Source organism: Gemmatimonadaceae bacterium, from assembly GCA_035606695.1.
Classification (GTDB): Bacteria; Gemmatimonadota; Gemmatimonadetes; order Gemmatimonadales; family Gemmatimonadaceae; genus JAQBQB01.
This window is the reverse complement of the sequence record DATNEW010000045.1, coordinates 1-19,413: the sequence shown is the minus strand read 5'-3', so window position 1 is coordinate 19,413 and position 19,413 is coordinate 1. Positions and strand designations below refer to the sequence as shown.

The window sequence follows — 19,413 nt, the reverse complement described above, 5'->3', positions numbered from 1 at the left end:
CGATGACGCCCGATGACGCCCGATGATGCCTGACGACGACGAAATCGACGACGAGGAGCTCGTCCTCGGCGACTTGTTGAATCACGTGCTCGACAAGGGCGTCGTGATCAGCGGCAGCGTGACGATCTCGGTCGCCGATATCGATCTGCTCGTGCTGGATCTTCGCGTGCTGCTGACGTCGGTCGAATCGTCGTTGCGGCGCGGCATTGCGCAAACCACGGACAAGCTCATCTCGGGCGGCCGCGAATGAGCACGCACATCTACTGCGTGTTGCCTGCAGCAGCGCGCGCGCCGATGCCGCCAGGGCTGGTTGGAGTGGATGATGCGCCGGTGCGCGCGCTCGCGGCGGGAACCATCGTTGCGTGGATCAGCGATCTCCCCACTGGGGCCGCGCCGTCGGTCGACGGTATTCGCGCGCATGACGCCGTGGTGCAGGCGGCGCTCGAGACGGGAACGACCCCGGCGCCCGTGCGATACGGACAGCGTTTCACCGACGACGTCGCGGCTCGCGACGCGCTGGAACGCGTCGCGGCCAGTGTCGACGCGATGTTGGAGACCGTGCAAGGCTCGGTCGAGATGACGTTGATCCTGACACCGTCGACCAAACGCATGATGCGCGATCTGCAGCCGGTCATTCCGGAAATGCTCGCGGAGTCTCCGGGCAGTGGCCGGCGATATCTCGAGGCACTCGTCGCGCGCGAGGCCGGGACTGGCGCCGTTCGTCAGGCACTCGACGCGCTGACTCAACGGTTGACGGCTGCGGTGCAGCGCATGGTGCGTCGTTCCACGGTGCACGAGCAGCTGACGCGGATGCCGCTGCGCACGATGTCGCATCTCATCGCGAAGGAATTCATCGAGCCGTATCGCGAAGCGCTCTCCGCGGTGAAAGGCGGGGCGGATTTCCGCTTTCTCGTCGTGGGCCCGCGCGCGCCATACAGTTTCTGCGCACTGGGATCGTCGGGCGACGGACATCACGGCATAAAACTGGCGGACTGAACCGTGACTTCCGAAGACGAAACGAACAGCGGTGGCGAGATCGCGAGCTCACAGACGGACCCAGCCGAAGCCGCGCTTCGCGCGATCGCGAACGCCCTTCCCGACCGCATCAACGCCGACCCGGAACACGTCGAACAAGGTCTTGCGCGACTCGTACTGACGGTGATAGAACTGCTACGCGAGGTATTGGAGCATCAAGCCATTCGCCGCATGGACGGCGGCACCCTGTCGGACGCGGAAATCGAACGACTGGGTCTGGCGCTGCTCAAGCTGAACCAGCGCATGGACGAGCTGAAGACGGTCTTCGGGCTGACTAACGAGGACCTGAACATCGACCTTGGTCCCCTGGGTCGGCTGCGGTAGCGAAGCGGTAGCCAGAACGGTAGGTGCACGGTGGACTCGACTGGAGCAATGATTGCCTGAGTTTGTAAATCCGACGCGAACGCATGGCCTGGTCGACATTCTCGACCGAGTGCTCGACAAGGGCCTCGTGATCGCCGGCGACATCAAGATCAATTTGGCGAACGTCGAGTTGCTGACCATTCAGGTCAGGCTGCTCGTCTGCTCCATCGACAAGGCCGAGCAAATCGGCCTGAATTGGTGGCGTAACGACCCACGGCTGACGATGGCGGGCGCGAACACGACGCTGGCCAATACGTCGGATGTGGAAGCGCGCCTGGCGCGCATCGAAGAGGCTCTCACGCGACTGGCGGCGCCGACATCCGCCGCCAAATCGCCTCGGAAGTCGTAGCGCGAATCCACAACTGGCCCACTCCTGGCCGGTGGTCCCTTAGCCCCAAGGACGGAAGAACATGGCTGTCGAACGCACGCCCAGTGGCAGTTCCCTCATCGACGTACTCGATCGCGTCCTCGACAAGGGTATCGTGATCGATGCGTGGGTTCGCGTTTCACTCGTCGGCATTGACCTGGTCACGGTCGAAGCGCGCGTCGTGGTCGCGTCGATCGACACATACCTCAAGTACTCGGAAGCCGTGGGCATCACGGCCCCGGTCTCGCGGCCGCGTGAGGTCGGCGCCGGAGACGAGCTCGAGCGCATGCAGCGCGAGAACGCCGAACTTCGGCGCCAGCTCGAGCAGCGTGGGTAGCGAGCTGGGACCGGTGTAGGATGGCAGTGCTCGGAGACCGCGCTGTCGCGGGTCTCCTGTCCGCGCTCGCGGAGGCGCCGGACTTCCCGGCGGCAGCGGCGTTCCTGCTCGCACAAGTCCTGGAGCTGACGGGCGCTACTCGCGCGTGCATGTTGCGCCTCGATTCCTCGCAGGAGGAACTGGCGGTCGTCGCCTCGGGCGGCTTCGATGGCGACCCCTCGACGCTCAGCGTGCCGGCGGGCGATTTTTCAAGCCCTCTCATCGTCAGCACGCTCGCCCTCGTGCCGATTCACGGCACCGGCAACATCGGCCCGCGCGCGTTCGCCGACATGCGGTCGTGGTACGCGCTGCCGCTGTCGCAGCCGCGCTTCCGCGGCGCGCCCGAGATGATGTCCGTGCAGCGCGGGCGCGAGCTCATCGAGTCGGCGGCCATCACCGTGCTGCCATACGCCGAGCGGCGCATCACGTCGTCGCCTTCGGGCGTGCTCCTGATCGAAGCGTTGCTCACCGACGAAAGCGTGGCCGAGACACTCGAGTTGCTCACGCTGGCGAGCCCGGTGCTGGCGCGCCTTGCGACGCTCGAGGATGCGCGCGAAGCCACAGCGGGGCTGACGCAGCAGCGCGAGCGGCTCACGCTGATGGTCGATTCACTACCCGACCCGGTCGTCATCACGAACGCCGCGAACGACATCATCGCGCAGAATCAACGCGCCGAGCGGCTGCTGCACGTGCGCGACGACGACTCGGCCGGCCGCCGCCGCGCGATCGAATTGAACAACCTGCTCTTCACGTCGTTCCTGTCGAAGGCGGCGATGACGAGCGGGCTGCAGTCCGGGCCCCGCGAGCTGAATCTCGTCGATCCGGACGAAGGTCACGATCTGCTCTTCGAGGTACTGACGCATCCACTGGGCGAACGCGTCGGCCCCGAAGACGCGGTGCTCTCCGTGCTGCGCGACGTCACCGATCTTCGCCGCGCCGCGAATGAGCTCGAGCGGCAAGTGCAACGCGTTCGCCAGGCGGAGATCGGGGTGCGCGGCGAGCGCGATCGACTGAACCTGGTCCTCGAGAACGTCGCTGACCCGATTCTCGTGACCGACGAACGGTCGAACATCATCCTGATGAACGACCAGGCCGAGCAGCTTTTTCAGATCGCGGAGTCGGAGACGCGCACGCGGCGCGAGATCGCCGCGGTGCGCGGCAACGACACGAAGTTCACGTCGTTCATCTCCGAGTTCGCGCTGCTCGATGATGCGGCGCGTCGCGAACGCATGTCGCTCGTGCATCCGCGCAGCGGGATGGATCTGCCGGTCGAAGTCGTGTCGGGCAAGGTGCGCAACGAGCGCGGCGAACCAATCGCGATCGTCTCGGTGCTGCACGATCTCACGAAGCAGGTCGAGAACGAGCGGCTGTACGAGGCGCTCAAGCGACTCAACAGCGAGCTCGAGGAGCGCGTCAGAGAGGCGACCGCCGATCTCGCGGAACAAAACGCACGGCTGCAGTGGCAGTCGCAGGAAGTCGAGCGCGCGAACAAGCTCAAGTCGGAATTCCTGGCGAGCATGTCGCACGAGCTGCGCACGCCGATCAACGCGCTGATCGGCTACTCGGCGCTGCTGCTCGACGGAGTGCTCGGCGATCTGAACACGAAGCAGCGCGACGCATTGAGTCGCGGGCGTCTCGCCGCCGAACACTTGTTGGCGCTGATCAACGACATCCTCGACCTGGCGAAGATCGAAGCCGGCAAGATGCCGCTGCATCTCGAGGACGTTCCGCTGCGCGAAGTGACGTTGGAGGTCAGCCAGCAAGTCGAGCCGATGGTGCGCAAGAAGCAGCTCGACTTCTCGATGGACGTGGCGGCGGATTGTCCGGCGATTTATTCCGATCGCACGAAGATCAAACAGGTCTTGCTGAACCTGCTATCGAATGCCGTCAAGTTCACGAACAAGGGACGCGTGTCGATCGAGGCGCGCTGCGCGCCCGGCGGCGTCCGCATCGACGTGACGGACACCGGCATTGGAATTCGCCAATCCGATCTGCAAGCGATCTGGGAGGATTTCCGTCAGGTCGACCAGTCGCGCACGCGCGAGTTCGGCGGAACCGGGCTCGGTCTCAGCATCACGCGCAAGCTGCTCGAGCGACTTGGCGGCTCCGTGACCGTGCAGAGCACGTACGGTGAGGGGAGCACGTTCTCCGTCTTCCTCCCCGTTCGGGCGCCGGCGGGCAATGCGTCAGAGTACAACACCGTCGGGGTGTCCTCCCAGCAGCATTAGCAAGACTAGGATTCCTGGCAGTACCCGCCGAACCCGCGCGCTCGTCGGGGGTATATCGCTCGTCCTATCAGTGCCCGACTTTCGGAAACTTCGGAGAACGATTCGATGACCCGCTCCTGCCTGCTGCGCGGCGTATTCGCGCTGGGACTCACGGCCGCGGCTGCTTGCTCGGACAAGATGAAGTCGCGTGTTGCCGCCGACTCCGATCTCACCCGCGACCTGGCGCTCGCGGGTGCTCAGCCCGTGCAGCAGCCGACGTTTCAGGATACCGCCGTTGCACCCGCGCCAACGCCGGCTGCGCGTGCGAAGCAGGAGCCGCCCGCGCCTGTTCGCGCGAAGACGTCCAACAAACCGGTCGTGAAAGCTCCGCGACCGGTGACGACCACGCCCGCCCCTCAGCCCGCGCCGGTTACCGTGGCGGCTGCACCCGCTCCAGTTGCTCCAGCTTCCGCGCCTGCGCCCGCCACAATCGGCAGCGGCACCGGCATTGGCGTCACGAGCGGATCGAAGGTGTGCAGCGGCTCGAATCTGCCGGGCGACAAGCTCGTGGCGACGGTGAACAGTCCGATCACCGGCTCGAATGGCGCGACGATCCCCGCGGGCTCCGCGGTGGTGCTCGAAGTCGCCTCGGCGTCGAATGGTCCGAACGGTGATGCCGCGCAACTCACGTTTCGCGTGCGCGCCGTCGAGATCAACGGCAAGGATTATCCGGCCGCGGCCGATGTGACGACGGACGCGTCGCTTCAGAAGCAGAAGGTTCAAGGCGCGGATCCGAACGCCGACAAGAAAAAGGTGATCGGCGGCGCGATCGCGGGCGCGATCCTCGGCCAGATGATCGGACATAACACCAAAGGCACGGTGATCGGTGCTGCGGCCGGTGCCGCGGCGGGCGCGGCGGTCGCCAAGACCGGCGAGAAGTGGGAGGCGTGCTTACCCGCCGGCTCGCAGCTTCGCATTACGCTCAATCAGCCGATCGTCATTAGCTGACGGCGTCGCCAGGTCTCTCCGCGTCGAGAGGGTACCGCGGCCGCGCGGCGGCCCAGTGGGCGCCGCGGAGCGAGTCCAATGTGCCTGACGGCGGTGTCGGCACTATTGCACTCGCTCGCCGGAAGACATCCCCGACCCGGAGCGCCCGGCGTCTGAACGGCCGCATCGCTGACATTCGTCACGCGCGCAACTACTCTACGACATGCCGCCGCGCATTCCGCCCGCGCTGAAACCATTTCATCCGCTCGTGCGCACGTGGTTTCGTGAAACGCTGGGCGCGCCGAGTCCGCCGCAGCGCGAAGGATGGCCGGCGATCGCCAGCGGCGCGCACACACTCATCCTTGCGCCCACGGGCACCGGAAAAACACTCACCGCATTTCTCTGGGAGCTGAACCAGCTCATCACCGAAGGCGCGCGAAAGCCGCTCGCGAACGCGGTGCACATCCTGTACATCTCGCCGCTCAAGGCGCTGAACAACGACATCCAGCGCAATCTCGAAGGTCCGCTCGAACAACTGCGCGCGCGCTTCGCCGCGGCGGGCAAACCGTTTCCAGAGATTCGCGTGGCGGTGCGGACCGGCGATACGCCGGCATCGGCGCGCGCACGCATGATTCGCAAGTCGCCGCACATCCTCATCACGACGCCCGAGTCGCTGCACATCATGCTCACCAGCACGCGCGGACGCGGGATGTTCAGCGGCGTGCGCGCCGTGATCGTCGACGAAATCCACGCGATGGCCGGCACCAAGCGCGGCGCGCACCTGGCGCTCACGCTCGAGCGCCTCGAGCGATTGACCGAGCAGCCGCCGCAACGCATCGGCCTTTCGGCGACCCAGAAGCCGCTCGACGAAATCGCGAAGTTCCTGGCCGGCCAAACGAGCGGTGAATCGCGCGACTGCACCATCGTCGACTGCGGTCTCGTCAAGCAACTCGAATTGTCCGTGCAATCGCCCGTCGACGATCTCGCGCACGTCGGCGGAACGATCTGGACTTCCGTTACGCCGCTGGTGCTGCACCGTATGCGGGAAGCGCGCACGACGATCGTATTCGTGAACAATCGCGCGCAGGCCGAAAAGATGGCGGCTCGCATCAATGCGTTGGCGGGCGAGGAGCTGGCGCTGCCCTACCACGGCTCCCTGTCGCGCGAGCGACGGTTGGCGCTCGAGCAATCTCTAAAGGCCGGCAAGCTGCGCGCGTTGGTGAGCACGAGCTCGCTCGAGTTGGGCATCGACATCGGCTCGGTGGACGTCGTCATCCAGCTGCAATCTCCAAAGCGCGTGGCGAACGGCTTACAGCGCGTCGGCCGCGCGGGGCATTCGCTCGATGCGGTGAGTCGCGGCGTCTTCGTCCCGACGTTTCGCGACGACGCCATGGAAATGCTCGCGATCATTCGCGCCATGGGCGACGGCGACGTCGAGCCGACGCGCGTGGTGCAGAATTCGCTCGATGTACTCGCGCAGGTCATCGTGGCAATCGTCGCGATCGACGACGACTGGACGAGCGCCGCGCTGTTTGACCTCGTGCGGCAGTCATACCCGTATCACTCACTCACGCGCGGCGCGTTCGACGAAGTGTTGTCGATGTTGTCCGGCAAGTATCCGTCGGACGTCGCCGCCGAGCTCGACGCGCGCTTGAGCTGGGATCGCGTGACGGACACGCTCACCGCGACGCGTAGCGCGCGAATGGTCGCCGTGATCTCGGGCGGCACCATTCCCGATCGCGGTCTCTACACCGTCAACCTCCCCGACCGTACGCGGCTCGGCGAGCTCGATGAAGAGTTCGTGCACGAGACGCGCGTCGGCGACGTGTTTCAACTGGGCTCGTCGACGTGGCGCGTCAACGCGATCGAGCACGATCGAGTCATCGTGACCCCCGCGCCGGGCGCGCCCGCACGCATGCCCTTCTGGCACGGCGAATATGCGGCGCGCTCGGCACATCTCGCCGCGCGCGTCGGAGAATTACGCCGCGAGCTCGACGCCGTGCGCACCGGCGAGCAACTCGCGTTGCTCGCCGCGCAATACCACGCCGACGAGGCGACGACGGGCTCGCTCGTCGAATATGTGCATCAACAGCGCGCGGCAACGGGCGCGGTGCCCGACGAGAATACGCTCGTCATCGAGCAGTTCCGCGATGAGATGGACGCGGTGCGCGTGGTGATTCACGCGCCGTTCGGCGGTCGCGTCAACGCGCCATGGGGAATGGCGCTGGCGAATCGCGTGCGCGAGTGGTTGGCCGACCAAGGGCGTGCCGCCCGCAACGGACCGCTCTTCGAGCTGCAGGTGCAGACCACCGACGACGGCCTCATGCTCCGCCTGCCGAACCTTCGCGAATGGCTTCCCCTGACCGTACTACGGGAGATGCCCGCGTCCGACGCCGAACGCCGCGTGCTCGAGGAAGTCGGATCATCGTCACTGTTCGGCGCGCGCTTCCGCATGAATGCCGCGCGCGCCCTTCTCTTGCCGCGAGGGAACGCGCGCCGCCGAATGCCGCTGTGGCTGCAGCGTCTCAAGGCGCTCGACCTGCTGCAGGCCGTTCAGGAATTCCCATCGTTTCCGATTCTCGTCGAGACGTATCGCGACGTGCTGCAGGATGCGTTCGACATGCCGGCACTCGCACGTCTCCTCGATCGGATCGCCGTCGGCGACATCGCCGTTCGCTCGGTCGAAACCGAAGTGCCATCGCCGTTCGCGGCATCGCTCCAATTCGGCTTCGTCATGGACTGGATGTACGCGGACGACGCACCGCGCGCCGAACAGCGCGCCGCGTTGTTGTCGCTCGACCGCGCGCTCCTCGACGAGTTGATGGGCGCCGAGGGCGCCGATGAATCGACGCTGGCGATGCTCGAAGAAATGCTCTCGCGCCGCCGCGGCACCGCACCGAGCTCGCGCGCCCGAACCGCCGACGAGCTGGCCGCGCTGCTCGACCGCGCCGGAGATCTCTCGTCCGAACAGCTTCGCGAACGCATCGCGCCGGCAGAAGAGGGACGTCGCGGCGACCCGTGGCACGAGCTTCTCGATCGGCATCGCGCGATCGCGATCGACATTCCGAATGCGCGGGACGCCGTGGAACGTCGCATCATCCTCACCGAGAACCTGCCGCGCTACATCGCCGCCTTCGGGGCCGAGCCGTTCGCGACAGCATACATCGGTGCATCGTTCGAAGCGCAGCCGATCGCTGACGTCGTACCTGAATCTCTCCGCCGGCCGGCGATGACGGAGACCGCCGCGCGCCGCGAAGTTCTCGTGCGATTCATTTCCCTCGCCGGCGTGGTCTCGATCGACGACGTGCTGTCGCGCTACGACTTCGATCGCGAGTGGGTCCAGGAACGCCTCGACGATTGGACGCGCACCGGCAAGCTCCTGCGCGGGGTATTCGGACGCGACAGCGCAACGCCAAGCTGGGTCTCGCGGCGATTGCTCGAGCAAGCACGCCGCCGCGAGCTCGCGCAGGCGCGAAAACAAATCGAAGCCGTCGATCTCGACCGCTTCTCGCGCTTCATGCTGCAGTGGCAGCATCTCACGCCGGACACGCGGTTCACTGAAGACGACGGCACCATTCGCGTCGCGCGACAGATGTACGGTCTCGCGCGGCCCGCGGATCAGTGGGAACGCGAATTCTTCCCGGTGCGTGTCGATGCATACGACCCCGACGCCCTGTCTCGCCTCATCGCATCCGGCGAAATGGTCTGGCTGGGCGGCACGCCGGGCAAAGTCGACGAGCCCGGCAATCTTTCGACCGTTCGCTTCGTGCGTCGCGGCAGCGTGCGCGCGTGGTTGGCGACATCGTCGACGACTCCCATCAGCGAGCACGCGCAGAAAGTATTGACGTCGCTGGAATCCGACGGCGCGTCGTTCTTCGACGAGATCGTCACGTCGGCATCGCTCACGTCGCGCCAGCTGCGCGATGCACTGCGCGAGCTCGTCGGCGCCGGACTCGTCACCAACGACACGATGGATTCATTGCGCGCCATCGTTCGCTGGCGGCCGCTCATCTCGCCGCGCGACCGCGCGCAACCCGACCCGACACGGTGGCTGCCGAGCGACTTCACTCCCTCGGCCAATCGGTATGTCGTTCAACGCCGCCCGAATCTGCGCCGCTTGCCAAAGTGGAAGCGCCCTGACCGCGATGGGGTGAACGAAGCGACGCCGTGGCCGGGCCGCTGGTCGCTCGTGCGTACACCGCGAATGCTGGGTCCGGAGGTCGACGAGAGCGCGTGGGCGGAGATGATCGCGCGACAATGGATCGAGCGGTATGGCATCGTCTCGCGCGAGATGTGGCGCCGCGAGCGGCCCGCGATCGGGTGGCGCGCCATTTATCGCGAGCTCAAGCGATTCGAGTTTCGCGGTGAAGTGCGCCGCGGATATTTCGTGCGCGGACTGTCGGGCGCGCAGTTCGCGCTGCCCGAAGCCGTCGAGATGTTGCGCGCCGAGAACACATCGTCGCCGCAGAGCGCGGTCGTCTTCACTGCGTCAGATCCCGCGAACGTCTTCACGCTGCCGATGCCCCAGGATCCGGCGCGCGACGCGTTCGTGCGGCCGCGCAGCCGCGGCGCGCTGCTCGTCGCCGTGAACGGATCCGTCGTGATGATGGCCGAGCGCCGCGGCGAGCGTGTCGTGGTTCGGCCGGGCACCACGGCCGAGGATGTGACGCGCGCAGCGCAGGCGCTGCGCGAACATCTGCTGGCGCGGACGACGAAGGATCTCGTCGTCGAATCGATCGATGGCGCGCCGGCGTCGGGATCGGCGTGGCGGGAAGCGTTCCTCGAGGCCGGGTTCAGGCGCGGGACGATAGGTCTGCGCTATTATAGAACGCTGTCGTCGTGAGTCACAGCTTCGTCATCCTGAGCGCCGAAGGCGCAAAAGGATCTCATCCGGTCGGATGATCCCGATGTCAGGGAGCGGATACCGTACTTTGCCAATTTGCAGGTGGACCCTGACTGGGCCGTATCCTAGAAAGGGCTATCTCTCCCAGAACCTGACCCTTGGCCAAGCGCTCATTCGCCTCCGGGAGGAGTTGGGACTCAACCGGACCGATGCCGCCCGGAAGCGCAGAGTGGAGCACATCACCCTTCGCCGATGGGAGCGCGACGAGAAAACGCCCATCGCTGGAATGTTGCCGAGCATCGTCTCATACCTTGGATATGACCCCGGTAAGGTGCGCCGACGGGCTCGGTCGGCTTGTCGAGCGCGGCTCTAGAAGTCGTTCGCGGCCCGCGCTCGCGCAAGCGAAGCAGCTGCCATGAACTTACCGCCGACGGGCGCTGACAATTCGTCGCAGTACGATTGACCCGGCGCGAAGAGGCTCAGTCGTTCAGTGCATCGTCGACTACTGAACGGTTATCCGAATCTGAGCAACGACGCTCCCGTTGGAAGCGGCGGCGACGGTGGCGACCGTATGTCCGACGCTTTTGCCCGTCATGGTACCCGACAGCGAGTCGACCTGAACGACCGTCGCGTCATCAACGGCATAGCGCAGCGCCTCGTTTATCGTTTCCGTTCCACCACACGTCGAGAGGTGGACCGTCGGTCGAAAACTCTGTCCGACGCGAATCGTCGTATCGACTGGCGAAAAATCTCGGATAAGGATGGCGTCGCAGCCCGTGCGGCAACCCATACTGTCAAGCGTGGCGATACCGATCAAGATGGCTGCGGCGATACTGATACCACGCGAAAAAATCGGGCGTTGCATATCTCTCCCTACCTTCTGACTGTTCCGACCCAACGTGCTGGTACTGATTCTGACTCCGCGTCGCCGCAGGTCATCGAATGACCAGCTCGTTGCATATTGTGATCCATCAATCGATGGCGGGTCAGCAGCGCACGCGCGGTTCTGCTTACGCTGCTGCCCGCTTCCTGGTGATGCGTGCCCAGCTACGTCCGGCTTGTCATTGCGTGCCGTACGACGCGGTATTGCTTTGTTGGAACGAGTTGCTGGTCGTCACCGTTACGTAATACCCGACCGCTGGACACAACGTGAACCCGCTCGACACGACGCTCATGTCGACATACGACGTTGCCGTCGTCGAGTAAATGAGGGACGGTCCACTCGTCTGATTGCAGCTTGCGTCGATCGTCGTGCTGTAAACGTCGTAGTTCAAAGCGCCGGGGTACGCGTTCCAGGTAAGCGACGGGTGTCCGTTCCCATCGGTAAGGCCGTTGTCGTTGAGCGTGAGCGTCGGCCCTGTGGCAACCGGATAGAACAGGATCTGGCCGTTTTCGGTGTTAAAGTCGGCCTGAATGCGCGTAACGCGCGTGAAGCAGATGAGGTTTTGCGTATTCAAATAGTCGCCACTGATCATGCCTGCGGCCTCGACCTCATTTCCGTCGCCGAGCACGACATACACCGTCCCACCGCTATCGCCGCCCTGCGCGTTCGATCCGGTCGTCTCGTCCTCGCACGTCGTCTTGTATTCACTGGCACTCGGGAAGTCATAGTCGTGCCAGAAGTCGACGCACGTGTTTGAAATAACAGCGAGCTGGAAGCCGGACGTTGAGCCAACCCATTGAACCTGTTCGTTCACATACAAGTCGTTGTGCTCCACTTGAGTTACGACCCAAAGATTGCTCGGGTCGTAGGTAAACGTTCCAGGGTAGCTCGTCGCCTTCGCGATCAGGCCGAGGCCGACATTTTGGGGAGCGGAAGCCTGAATGAACGTGGCATCAGCCACGTTACAGATGTAGATGCCGCACCGGTATCCTTGCGGGTCGTCCTTTTCGCTTCCGACGTACGCACCGGAATACGATTGATAGAACGCATTGCCGTCATGGGCAAAGAGATTCTGCGTGCAGTGCGACGCCGTGAGAAATCCTAGCGTCGAAGCACCGTTTTGGTTTTCCTGAGCGGCAAAACCCAACGTGCACTGCGCTCGACGAGGAAAGTTGGGATTGTCGATACCAATTTCCAATCCCCCGATGAGCTGCGGGGCGTTGTCCTGGATCGACAAGGACGTGAACATGGCAGCCATCGGCGAACGACTGAGAGCGTCGAGCGGTGTCGGGAGACTACTCAGGTTCTTGAATCCAGTTGCAGGCTCGAAATTTATAGCCTTCGAATCTACGCCGAGCGCGACGAACGCCGACAAGAGTTGCTGGCGGTTGGCAGACGCCCTCACGCCAAGCGTGAGACGGTTTCTCCCTTCGTCGAGGTCAAGCGACACGACGCCGATGCCTGCGGTGCTGTCGACATAGTCACCAACTGCATCGCGCCACGCCGCGAGTTCCTGAAAAGTGAAGTCCGCCGGCTTGACGATGATATGAGGAGTGTGCTGGTGGTGATCGGCGCGTAAGTGGATTCGCTTCGAAGAAGCGAGACTCGTCAGAGCCGAGGCTGCATTCCCCCTCTCCATGGAATCACGCACGAAGACTTCGATCTCTCCGGCAGCATTGTAGACGAAGCCAGCGGAACTCGGGATGGTCTTCGCCAATTCAGCGAACGGCGATTCCTCTTCGTGCCCGTGAAGCCGTCGGAGTAACGGTGTGGCTAGCGTGTTGTGAGATCTGGCGCGCAGGCGCGGTTATCGCCAAGTCGCGTTGATTACAGCCGGCCGCCAGCATGAGCGCGGCGATAGTTGGTAAGGAAAGTACGCCTTTGCGTGTACGGATCTGCTCGGACTGAGACGACAACTTCAATTGACAATCCTCCCAAGGGAATGTGGTGGAGACAAGGGACTACTCGAACTGATTCACTCAGGTCAGTATCACGGATCGGCGGCGGTGTTCGTCGCATCGTCTGATCAGGCGATACCGAAATGTCGAACCCGAAAGATGCTTCAGAAGCGACCGACGATGATGCTCCATTCACATCAGTTGGCTCGTGCCACGTCACGATGACAGGCCCTCTTAAGCACGACGCAAGCTCCCCCCGCAACGCAGGGTTGCGGCGGAACAGGTGCATTCGATGGCCTACGTGTATGGAATGACCGACTGTGGAAGGAGCATCCAAGACAGTCGTTGCGAACACTCGCGCTTCCGAAGGGAGCGAATGCACCAACCCGACGACAGCATCGTCGTCCACGGCTCCGCAGTTATTAGACGACTCAGATGACCACCTCGCCACGTGGAACAGCTGCAAAGTTCGCGGGACGAGCGCGGCGGAGTGTAGAGACGAGCGCCAGAATCCACAAGTCCGTTATTAACGAAATTTCACGTTCTCTTCTGCGATAGAGTGTGATCATCGACGAGTTCGACGTGGACGCAGTTTGGAGAAATGTGATCAATCGTCCGCCGCTGGCGCTGTGCGCACTGTCTTCTGCTTGGCGTACTGGCTGCGCCGCACGATCATGATGGTGGCTTCGCTAGTAGGTGAGTGAGGGGCCGCTCCGACCGCGTAGTTAGTTGCCTGATGCGGCGCGATCGAGAACCGACCTCAAGAGTGCTGCCCAGAAACTTCGTCGGACGCGCCATCTACCCGAAATACCACCGGCGTGCTCTGCAATTTCCACCGACCGCAGTAATCAGTGATGGTTTTTGCGTAACTAACGCGCATCAGAGTATCGGGATGTCTCGAACAGATCGATCATGCCGACTTCGATGTGTCAAACCGGACCGCTACGCCGATTCGACAACTGCGCGAGGACGACGACCAGGTCGTCTTGCAGCTCAAACTTCGGCAGCGTAACCGAATGTTGATCCCGGAGGGCTGGTAACACCTTGGCGGCGCTGTCCGGAGCCGCGACGCGCATGACCTCGTCGAGAGTGGAGCGGGCTGCCATCGCGTGCGACTCCCCGGACTGTCAGAGCGAACGTGCCCATCGGCTCGCGCGATATTAGCGATGCGCTCCGTCGACCTCCCTCGGTGACACAATGCTCAAATGCGGCATTCGTGATCAGCACCTCAAGGAGCGCGAGACGGCCATAGAACCCAGTCCCTGCGCATAACCCGCAGCGCTCGCCTTCACGCCCCGCGCAGACCGAGCACGTGCGCCGAACGAGCCGTCCGCGACGACGCCTGTCACGGCCGTCGCGATCTTGTAGCTCGCCACGCCAATGTTGATGAGCCGCGTCACCGCGCTCGGCGCGTCGTTGGTGTGGAGCGTCGACAGCACGAGGTGCCGTGAGCGACGCCTGGACCGCGATCTCCGCCGTCTCGCGGTCGCGAATCTCGCCGACGAGCATCACGTCGGGATCCTGGCGCATGATCGAGCGCGACGCCGTCGCGAACGCGAATCCCGCCTTTTCATTCACCTGCACCTGAACGATCCAAGGTAACCGAGATTCGATGAGATCCTTCGCTTCGCTCAGGATGACATTATTTTTTCCGCCGCACCACCGGCTCCGTACTCTGCGTCTTGGGCAGGTTTGCCGCCGGTCGAAGCGCCGCACTACTCGAATCAGCGCCTGCCGGTCGCGACAACTCCTGCTGCAACCCACGCACGATGTCGCCGAATCCCGCCGTCGTCGCGACATCGTTCGTCAACGCCGCCACCTCGCGCGCGTCGCTCGTCCGTCCTTCGACCCGCAGCGCGTCCGCCAGCTCGGCCCCGGTGAACACATAGAGCAGCGGCATGCTCGCCGACGGACGATCGACCCAGTGGCCTTCGGCGACAGTGGACTTGTGGCCCGTGAAGACGTCGTTCCACAGCGTCAACGATCGCGAAACATCCATCCAGCCGTCGCCTTCGACGGGAATCGTGTCGCGCGACGCGGTCGCCGGCGGCGTGAACAATTTCCACGCGAGGCCCTGCGTGAGAATGTTGTTGCCCAGCCCCAAGGCGCGCGGATATGGACCAGCCGAGCGCGCGAAGTAGATCGGTCCTCCCGGCCACGCGTCGCGAATCATGTCGAGCACGATCACGTCCGCGCGTTCGAGCACTCCACGCTCGAGATTTCGCGGATCGATCACGGCGTGAAGCGGGCCGGCGTCGAACCGCGCGGGTCCCTGCAATTCGTAGTACGCCGGAACCGCGTCGGCTTCGGCGAGCGACATGTGCAGCGGTGGGGTCGTCGGCTTGCGCCACTGAGTGCCACGATACACCGCCGGGCCTTTCGCCGCGTTGTAGTCGTAGATCGGGCGCCGAATGAGCTGGCGCACGTACCAATCCGTGTTGAGCAACGAGGTGCACGCGACGACGACGTCGCGGCGAATACCCTCGACTTCCTGCGCGTACCAGAGCGGAAAGGTGTCGTTGTCACCGACGGTGACGAGCACGCCGTAGGGCTCCACGGAGTTGAGCAAATCCGCGGCGATGTTGCGCGTCGTGTGATGCTTCGACCGCGGCGCCGACGACGCATTCGCGATTGACGGCACCAACGCCAGCAACAGCAATGGCGATGATGCGAGCCACCCCGTTCGCGTCGGCGTCGTCGCCATCTGTCCGTCGATGCGCCGCCGCTCGCTGCCGATCATCTCGGCGATCGTCAGCCACAATTGCACGAGTCCGAGCGACGCCCACACACCCCAGGCGGAAAAACTCCAGAGGAAGAAGTAGTCGCGATCGCGGACCTCGTGCGCCTCCGCCGATTGCGGATCCTGCGACGCGCCGAGCTTGAAGTTGAGATAGTAGATGAGCAGCAGCGTCATCGTGAACATCAGCGATCCGAAGAACCAGAACGTTCGCCGGTCTCGCCGATAATGCGTCCACGCGCCCGAGAGGCCGAGAACGAAGAAGATCGCGGCGAACAGTGCTTGCGTGAACGGAAGCGCGCCTTGCGGATCGCGAATCCACTGCCACTTGAAATACATCCACCACATGCCCAGCTGCTGGCCGAAGGACGCTTGCCGGTCGCTCAAATCCGGCTTTCCATACTGACCGCGATTGAAGTTGTACTCGAACGCCGTCAACGTGCCGCTCGACAGCGTGCACGACAAGCCGATCGTCGTGCGGCACGCGGTTGGCTCGCCTTCGTTCAATGAGGGGAAGTGCGCGGCGCGAATCGGCTGCGTGGCGAACGGTGTGAGTCCAACAAACACCGCGACAAGGCAAACGAGCAGCAAGCGCCAGCGCAGGATCGTCGATGGACGGCGCACCAGCACCGCGACGGCCACCGCCGGCGCGGGCAGCATCCCGGCCATGTGATTCGCATACCCAAGCCCGCACAGATACGCGATGAGCACGAGCATCCGATCGGCCTTCTCGCCATGTGGATTCACCGACCACCGCACGGCGAGCCACGACAACAGCGCAATCCCCGCAAGCGACACTGTATAAACCTTCTCATTCACCACCGACTGATTCCACACGGTGAACGCCGTCGCCCCGATCAGCGCCGCCAGCGCGCCGCCCGCGAGCCGCACCCACCGTTCGGCGATCCAGGCGCGCAACACCTGTTCGGTGACGACGAACCACACGCCCGCCGCGATCGCGCTGCACAACGCGGCGAGCACGTTGACTCGCGCAGCCACCGAACCGGCAATGGGCAACAACGAGAACACGCGGCCGATGATGACGAAGAACGGATTGCCCGGCGGATGCGGCAGCCCGAACGTGTACGCGGCCGTGATATACTCACTCGTGTCCCACATCGCGGTGGACGGCGCCATCGTCACGAGGTACAACACGAACACGGCCAACGCCGCGATCGTTGCGCCGATGTGCGCGGACACGTCATCGGCATCGCGCTCGAGCGAACGCTCCGCTCCTCGTCCGCCGTCGTGCCAGATCAGCATCGGAATCAGCACGCAGTAGGCGATCGCGAGCAAGAGCGCCGACAGCGTGATGCCACCACGAATCAGGTCGGCGTATCCCGCGCCCAACGCAAGCACGGTTCCGACAGTGAGATAAATTTTTATCTCCTTGTTCTGCGACACACGCATCATGACGATATACCAAGCTATGAGTTTTTACTGATGGATGGGAACGAGCGCGACGCCGGCGGCGCCTGCGATGTTCCGCTCACCCAGCGCATAGCGCGCCCACGCGCGTACGCTGGGACTTGGATCCCGCTCGGCGGCCGTTCGCGCCACCGCCACGGAATCGGCGCGGCTCGCCAAGCCGATCACCGCATACGCGCGCGTCTCCCACCGCGCGTCGCGCATGAGCGACGTCAACACATCGCGCGTGGGGGCGAGCTGCACGGCACTCACGGGACCAGCAACGGCGATCGTCGCCACCACGGCTGCCAACGTCCATCGACGGGCGAGCGGACGCACGTCGTGCCGTACGTCGAGCACTGAGGCGAGCCGGCCGCGCAATCCACGCCGCCGCGACAGCGCGAGCGCCGCGCCAATCGGCAGCAACCCATCCGCCGCCGAGACGAGCAACTCGGCGTAATCGCTGCGCCGCGCGCCGGACGCGATCACGCGATCGTCGCACGCCAGCTCGCACTCGGTGTCGAAGCCGCGCGCCAGCCACCACGCGCCCGGATGAAACCAGTACAGCGCGCACACGAGCCGCGCGAGCAGCTTGAACGTCCAGTCGCTCGCGCGCACGTGCGCCAGCTCGTGCAGCACGACCATGCGGCGCTGCTCGGCGCTCCACTCGCTCGCCGACTCCGGCACGACGACGACCGGCCGAATCACGCCCCACGTCGCGGGAACCGACGCGACGCCACTGACGACGAGTTGCACCCGCCGCGTGATGCCGAGGGTCGCCCGCGCGTCGTCGAGAATGCGCTGCCATTCGCCGTCAGCGATCCGACCCCTGCGCGCCAGCTCGCGCGCGCGCCACAGCGCGACGATCGTCGGCAGCAACACGAGCATGACGCCAATGGCATACGCGGCGAGCACCAATTCTACGATCGCCACGTTCGCCGCCCCACCGTTCGTCGATGCTTGCGTCGCCGGCATCGCCGCCATCTGCGCGCGGCCGAGCGCGATGAGGGGCGCCGCAAGCGTCGAGGACATCACCGACGCCATCCAGTGCTGCGGCAACGCGCGGCCGACGAATACGAGCAACAGCGCCACGATCGCGCACCGCCACACCAGCACGCGCCCTTCTGCACTCGCGCGACGAAGCGCGAGCGCGGCCCCCGCCGCGAGCACCATCGGCACCGTGGCGAGCAGCGACACGGTATACATGGTCGACGCCGCGCGCGCGCTATCGGCGGCTGCCACGAAGGGCATGGCGGCGGCGATCATTCTTATTTCCCGTCCGCGCGCAGGCGCTTGATCACCTGCGACAACTCGGCACGTTCGTCTTCCGACAGCGGTCGATCGGATTCATCGAGCAGCGCGGCGATCGCCGCCGAGCGCGATCCACTGAAGAACGTTCCGACGAGATGACGCATCGCCGAACGCTGCGCGACGCTGCGCGGCGTAACCGGATAATAGACGTGGCGCATTCCGTCCTTCTCGTGCCGCAGCTGCCCTTTTTCCTCGAGAATCCGGAGCATCGTGCGTACGGCGGCGGCCACCGGAGGATCGGGCAGATGGTCGTGAATCTCGGTCGCCGTCGCGTGGCCGAGCCGGTAGACGACGTCCATGATTTGCCGTTCGCGACGGCTGAGTTGGGTCGGAGTCGAGCGCGCCATGGGGGAATGGAAGGTGATAAAAATTTCTCTTGAGATGATAATATTTTGTCACCTTCGATCCGTCAAGAGGACCACGGACGAACGTCGGACAACGGCGGATCGGCACGGAGACGGCGTGAACTGCGGTTGACGGCTGTCGAGAGGAGCTTTTTAAGAACATCTTCGGAATGCTACGAGTCGCGAAGCCTCTCGAGGTCTTTCTAGAAAGGCTCATTTAACCGCCGTTGACTGCAGGTTACGCCGTCTCCGTGCCGATCCGCTCTTGTCCGACGTTCGTCCGTGGTCGCTTCACGGTTTCGCCACTACGCTCCGCTCCATCTTGATCTCCTCACGAAGACTTTCGTCGTCCCGGAACAGCGTCGCCAGCGCCAACAACTTGCCGCCGCGCTCGAAGCGCACCGACACGTCGTGCTTCGCCGCATCCCCGTCGACCGCCGCGTTGTCCCATTTTTCCGCGTGGCCGATGTAGTTGATGCTCACGTCGTAGTGCGCGCTCCAGAAGAAGGGCACATGATCGAACCGCTCGCGTGCGCCAAGAACGTTGCGCGCCGCCGTTTGTCCCTGCCGCTGCGCCACCACCCAATGCTCCACGCGAATGCGTTCGCCGGTGTGCGGGTCCGGCCACCGTGCGATGTCGCCGACCGCGTACACG

Annotated in this window: 15 protein-coding genes; 9 read left to right on the top strand and 6 right to left on the bottom strand. The window is 64.3% G+C overall.

Features of this window, described 5'->3' with window-relative positions; genetic code table 11:
* Nucleotides 1–22: 22 nt before the first annotated feature.
* The 8 genes from gvpJ (at nucleotide 23) to VN706_24280 (ending at nucleotide 10,178) form a co-directional block, all read left to right on the top strand.
* On the top strand, nucleotides 23–250 hold the full coding sequence (gvpJ, locus tag VN706_24315) for a gas vesicle protein GvpJ (GenBank protein HXT18772.1): 228 nt from the start codon (nucleotides 23–25) through the stop codon (nucleotides 248–250).
* Complete coding sequence (locus tag VN706_24310; GenBank protein ID HXT18771.1) at nucleotides 247–996, top strand: GvpL/GvpF family gas vesicle protein; 750 nt, start codon at nucleotides 247–249, stop codon at nucleotides 994–996. Before gvpJ ends, VN706_24310 begins: the two co-directional genes overlap by 4 nt.
* 3 nt (nucleotides 997–999) lie before the next feature.
* Nucleotides 1,000–1,359, top strand: a complete 360-nt coding sequence (locus VN706_24305; GenBank protein ID HXT18770.1) for a gas vesicle protein K — start codon at nucleotides 1,000–1,002, stop codon at nucleotides 1,357–1,359.
* Between the two features lie 52 nt (nucleotides 1,360–1,411).
* Nucleotides 1,412–1,747 carry a gas vesicle protein gene (locus tag VN706_24300; protein HXT18769.1) on the top strand — a complete coding sequence of 112 codons (336 nt, stop codon included), beginning with the start codon at nucleotides 1,412–1,414 and terminating at the stop codon, nucleotides 1,745–1,747.
* Between the two features lie 61 nt (nucleotides 1,748–1,808).
* Nucleotides 1,809–2,102 (top strand): gas vesicle structural protein GvpA, encoded by a 294-nt coding sequence (gvpA, locus tag VN706_24295; protein HXT18768.1) that lies wholly within the window; start codon nucleotides 1,809–1,811, stop codon nucleotides 2,100–2,102.
* Nucleotides 2,103–2,122: 20 nt separating this feature from the next.
* The gene (locus VN706_24290; GenBank protein HXT18767.1) at nucleotides 2,123–4,369 is read left to right on the top strand and encodes an ATP-binding protein; all 2,247 of its coding nucleotides are present in this window, start codon (nucleotides 2,123–2,125) and stop codon (nucleotides 4,367–4,369) included.
* Between the two features lie 105 nt (nucleotides 4,370–4,474).
* On the top strand, nucleotides 4,475–5,356 hold the full coding sequence (locus tag VN706_24285) for a YMGG-like glycine zipper-containing protein (protein HXT18766.1): 882 nt from the start codon (nucleotides 4,475–4,477) through the stop codon (nucleotides 5,354–5,356).
* A 202-nt stretch (nucleotides 5,357–5,558) separates the two neighbouring features.
* Nucleotides 5,559–10,178, top strand: coding sequence for a DEAD/DEAH box helicase (locus VN706_24280; protein ID HXT18765.1), 4,620 nt, complete (start codon nucleotides 5,559–5,561; stop codon nucleotides 10,176–10,178).
* 502 nt (nucleotides 10,179–10,680) lie between these two features.
* On the opposite strand, the gene VN706_24275 is transcribed toward VN706_24280, so the two are convergent.
* Nucleotides 10,681–11,043: a hypothetical protein gene (locus tag VN706_24275; GenBank protein ID HXT18764.1), complete on the bottom strand. Its 363-nt coding sequence runs from the start codon at nucleotides 11,041–11,043 to the stop codon at nucleotides 10,681–10,683.
* A gap of 196 nt (nucleotides 11,044–11,239) precedes the next feature.
* Nucleotides 11,240–12,778: a hypothetical protein gene (locus tag VN706_24270; GenBank protein HXT18763.1), complete on the bottom strand. Its 1,539-nt coding sequence runs from the start codon at nucleotides 12,776–12,778 to the stop codon at nucleotides 11,240–11,242.
* Between the two features lie 1,628 nt (nucleotides 12,779–14,406).
* Here VN706_24270 and VN706_24265 point away from each other — a divergent pair.
* The gene (locus VN706_24265; protein HXT18762.1) at nucleotides 14,407–14,547 is read left to right on the top strand and encodes a hypothetical protein; all 141 of its coding nucleotides are present in this window, start codon (nucleotides 14,407–14,409) and stop codon (nucleotides 14,545–14,547) included.
* Between the two features lie 54 nt (nucleotides 14,548–14,601).
* Here the strand turns inward: VN706_24265 and VN706_24260 are convergent, their stop codons facing one another.
* From VN706_24260 to VN706_24245, 4 genes are all read right to left on the bottom strand, one after another.
* The gene (locus VN706_24260) at nucleotides 14,602–17,109 is read right to left on the bottom strand and encodes a DUF2723 domain-containing protein (protein HXT18761.1); all 2,508 of its coding nucleotides are present in this window, start codon (nucleotides 17,107–17,109) and stop codon (nucleotides 14,602–14,604) included.
* A gap of 24 nt (nucleotides 17,110–17,133) precedes the next feature.
* Nucleotides 17,134–18,369 carry a M56 family metallopeptidase gene (locus VN706_24255; GenBank protein ID HXT18760.1) on the bottom strand — a complete coding sequence of 412 codons (1,236 nt, stop codon included), beginning with the start codon at nucleotides 18,367–18,369 and terminating at the stop codon, nucleotides 17,134–17,136.
* Between the two features lie 2 nt (nucleotides 18,370–18,371).
* Nucleotides 18,372–18,761: a BlaI/MecI/CopY family transcriptional regulator gene (locus tag VN706_24250; GenBank protein ID HXT18759.1), complete on the bottom strand. Its 390-nt coding sequence runs from the start codon at nucleotides 18,759–18,761 to the stop codon at nucleotides 18,372–18,374.
* Between the two features lie 288 nt (nucleotides 18,762–19,049).
* On the bottom strand, nucleotides 19,050–19,413 hold a 364-nt coding region (locus tag VN706_24245; GenBank protein HXT18758.1), incomplete at its 5' end, for an FAD/NAD(P)-binding oxidoreductase.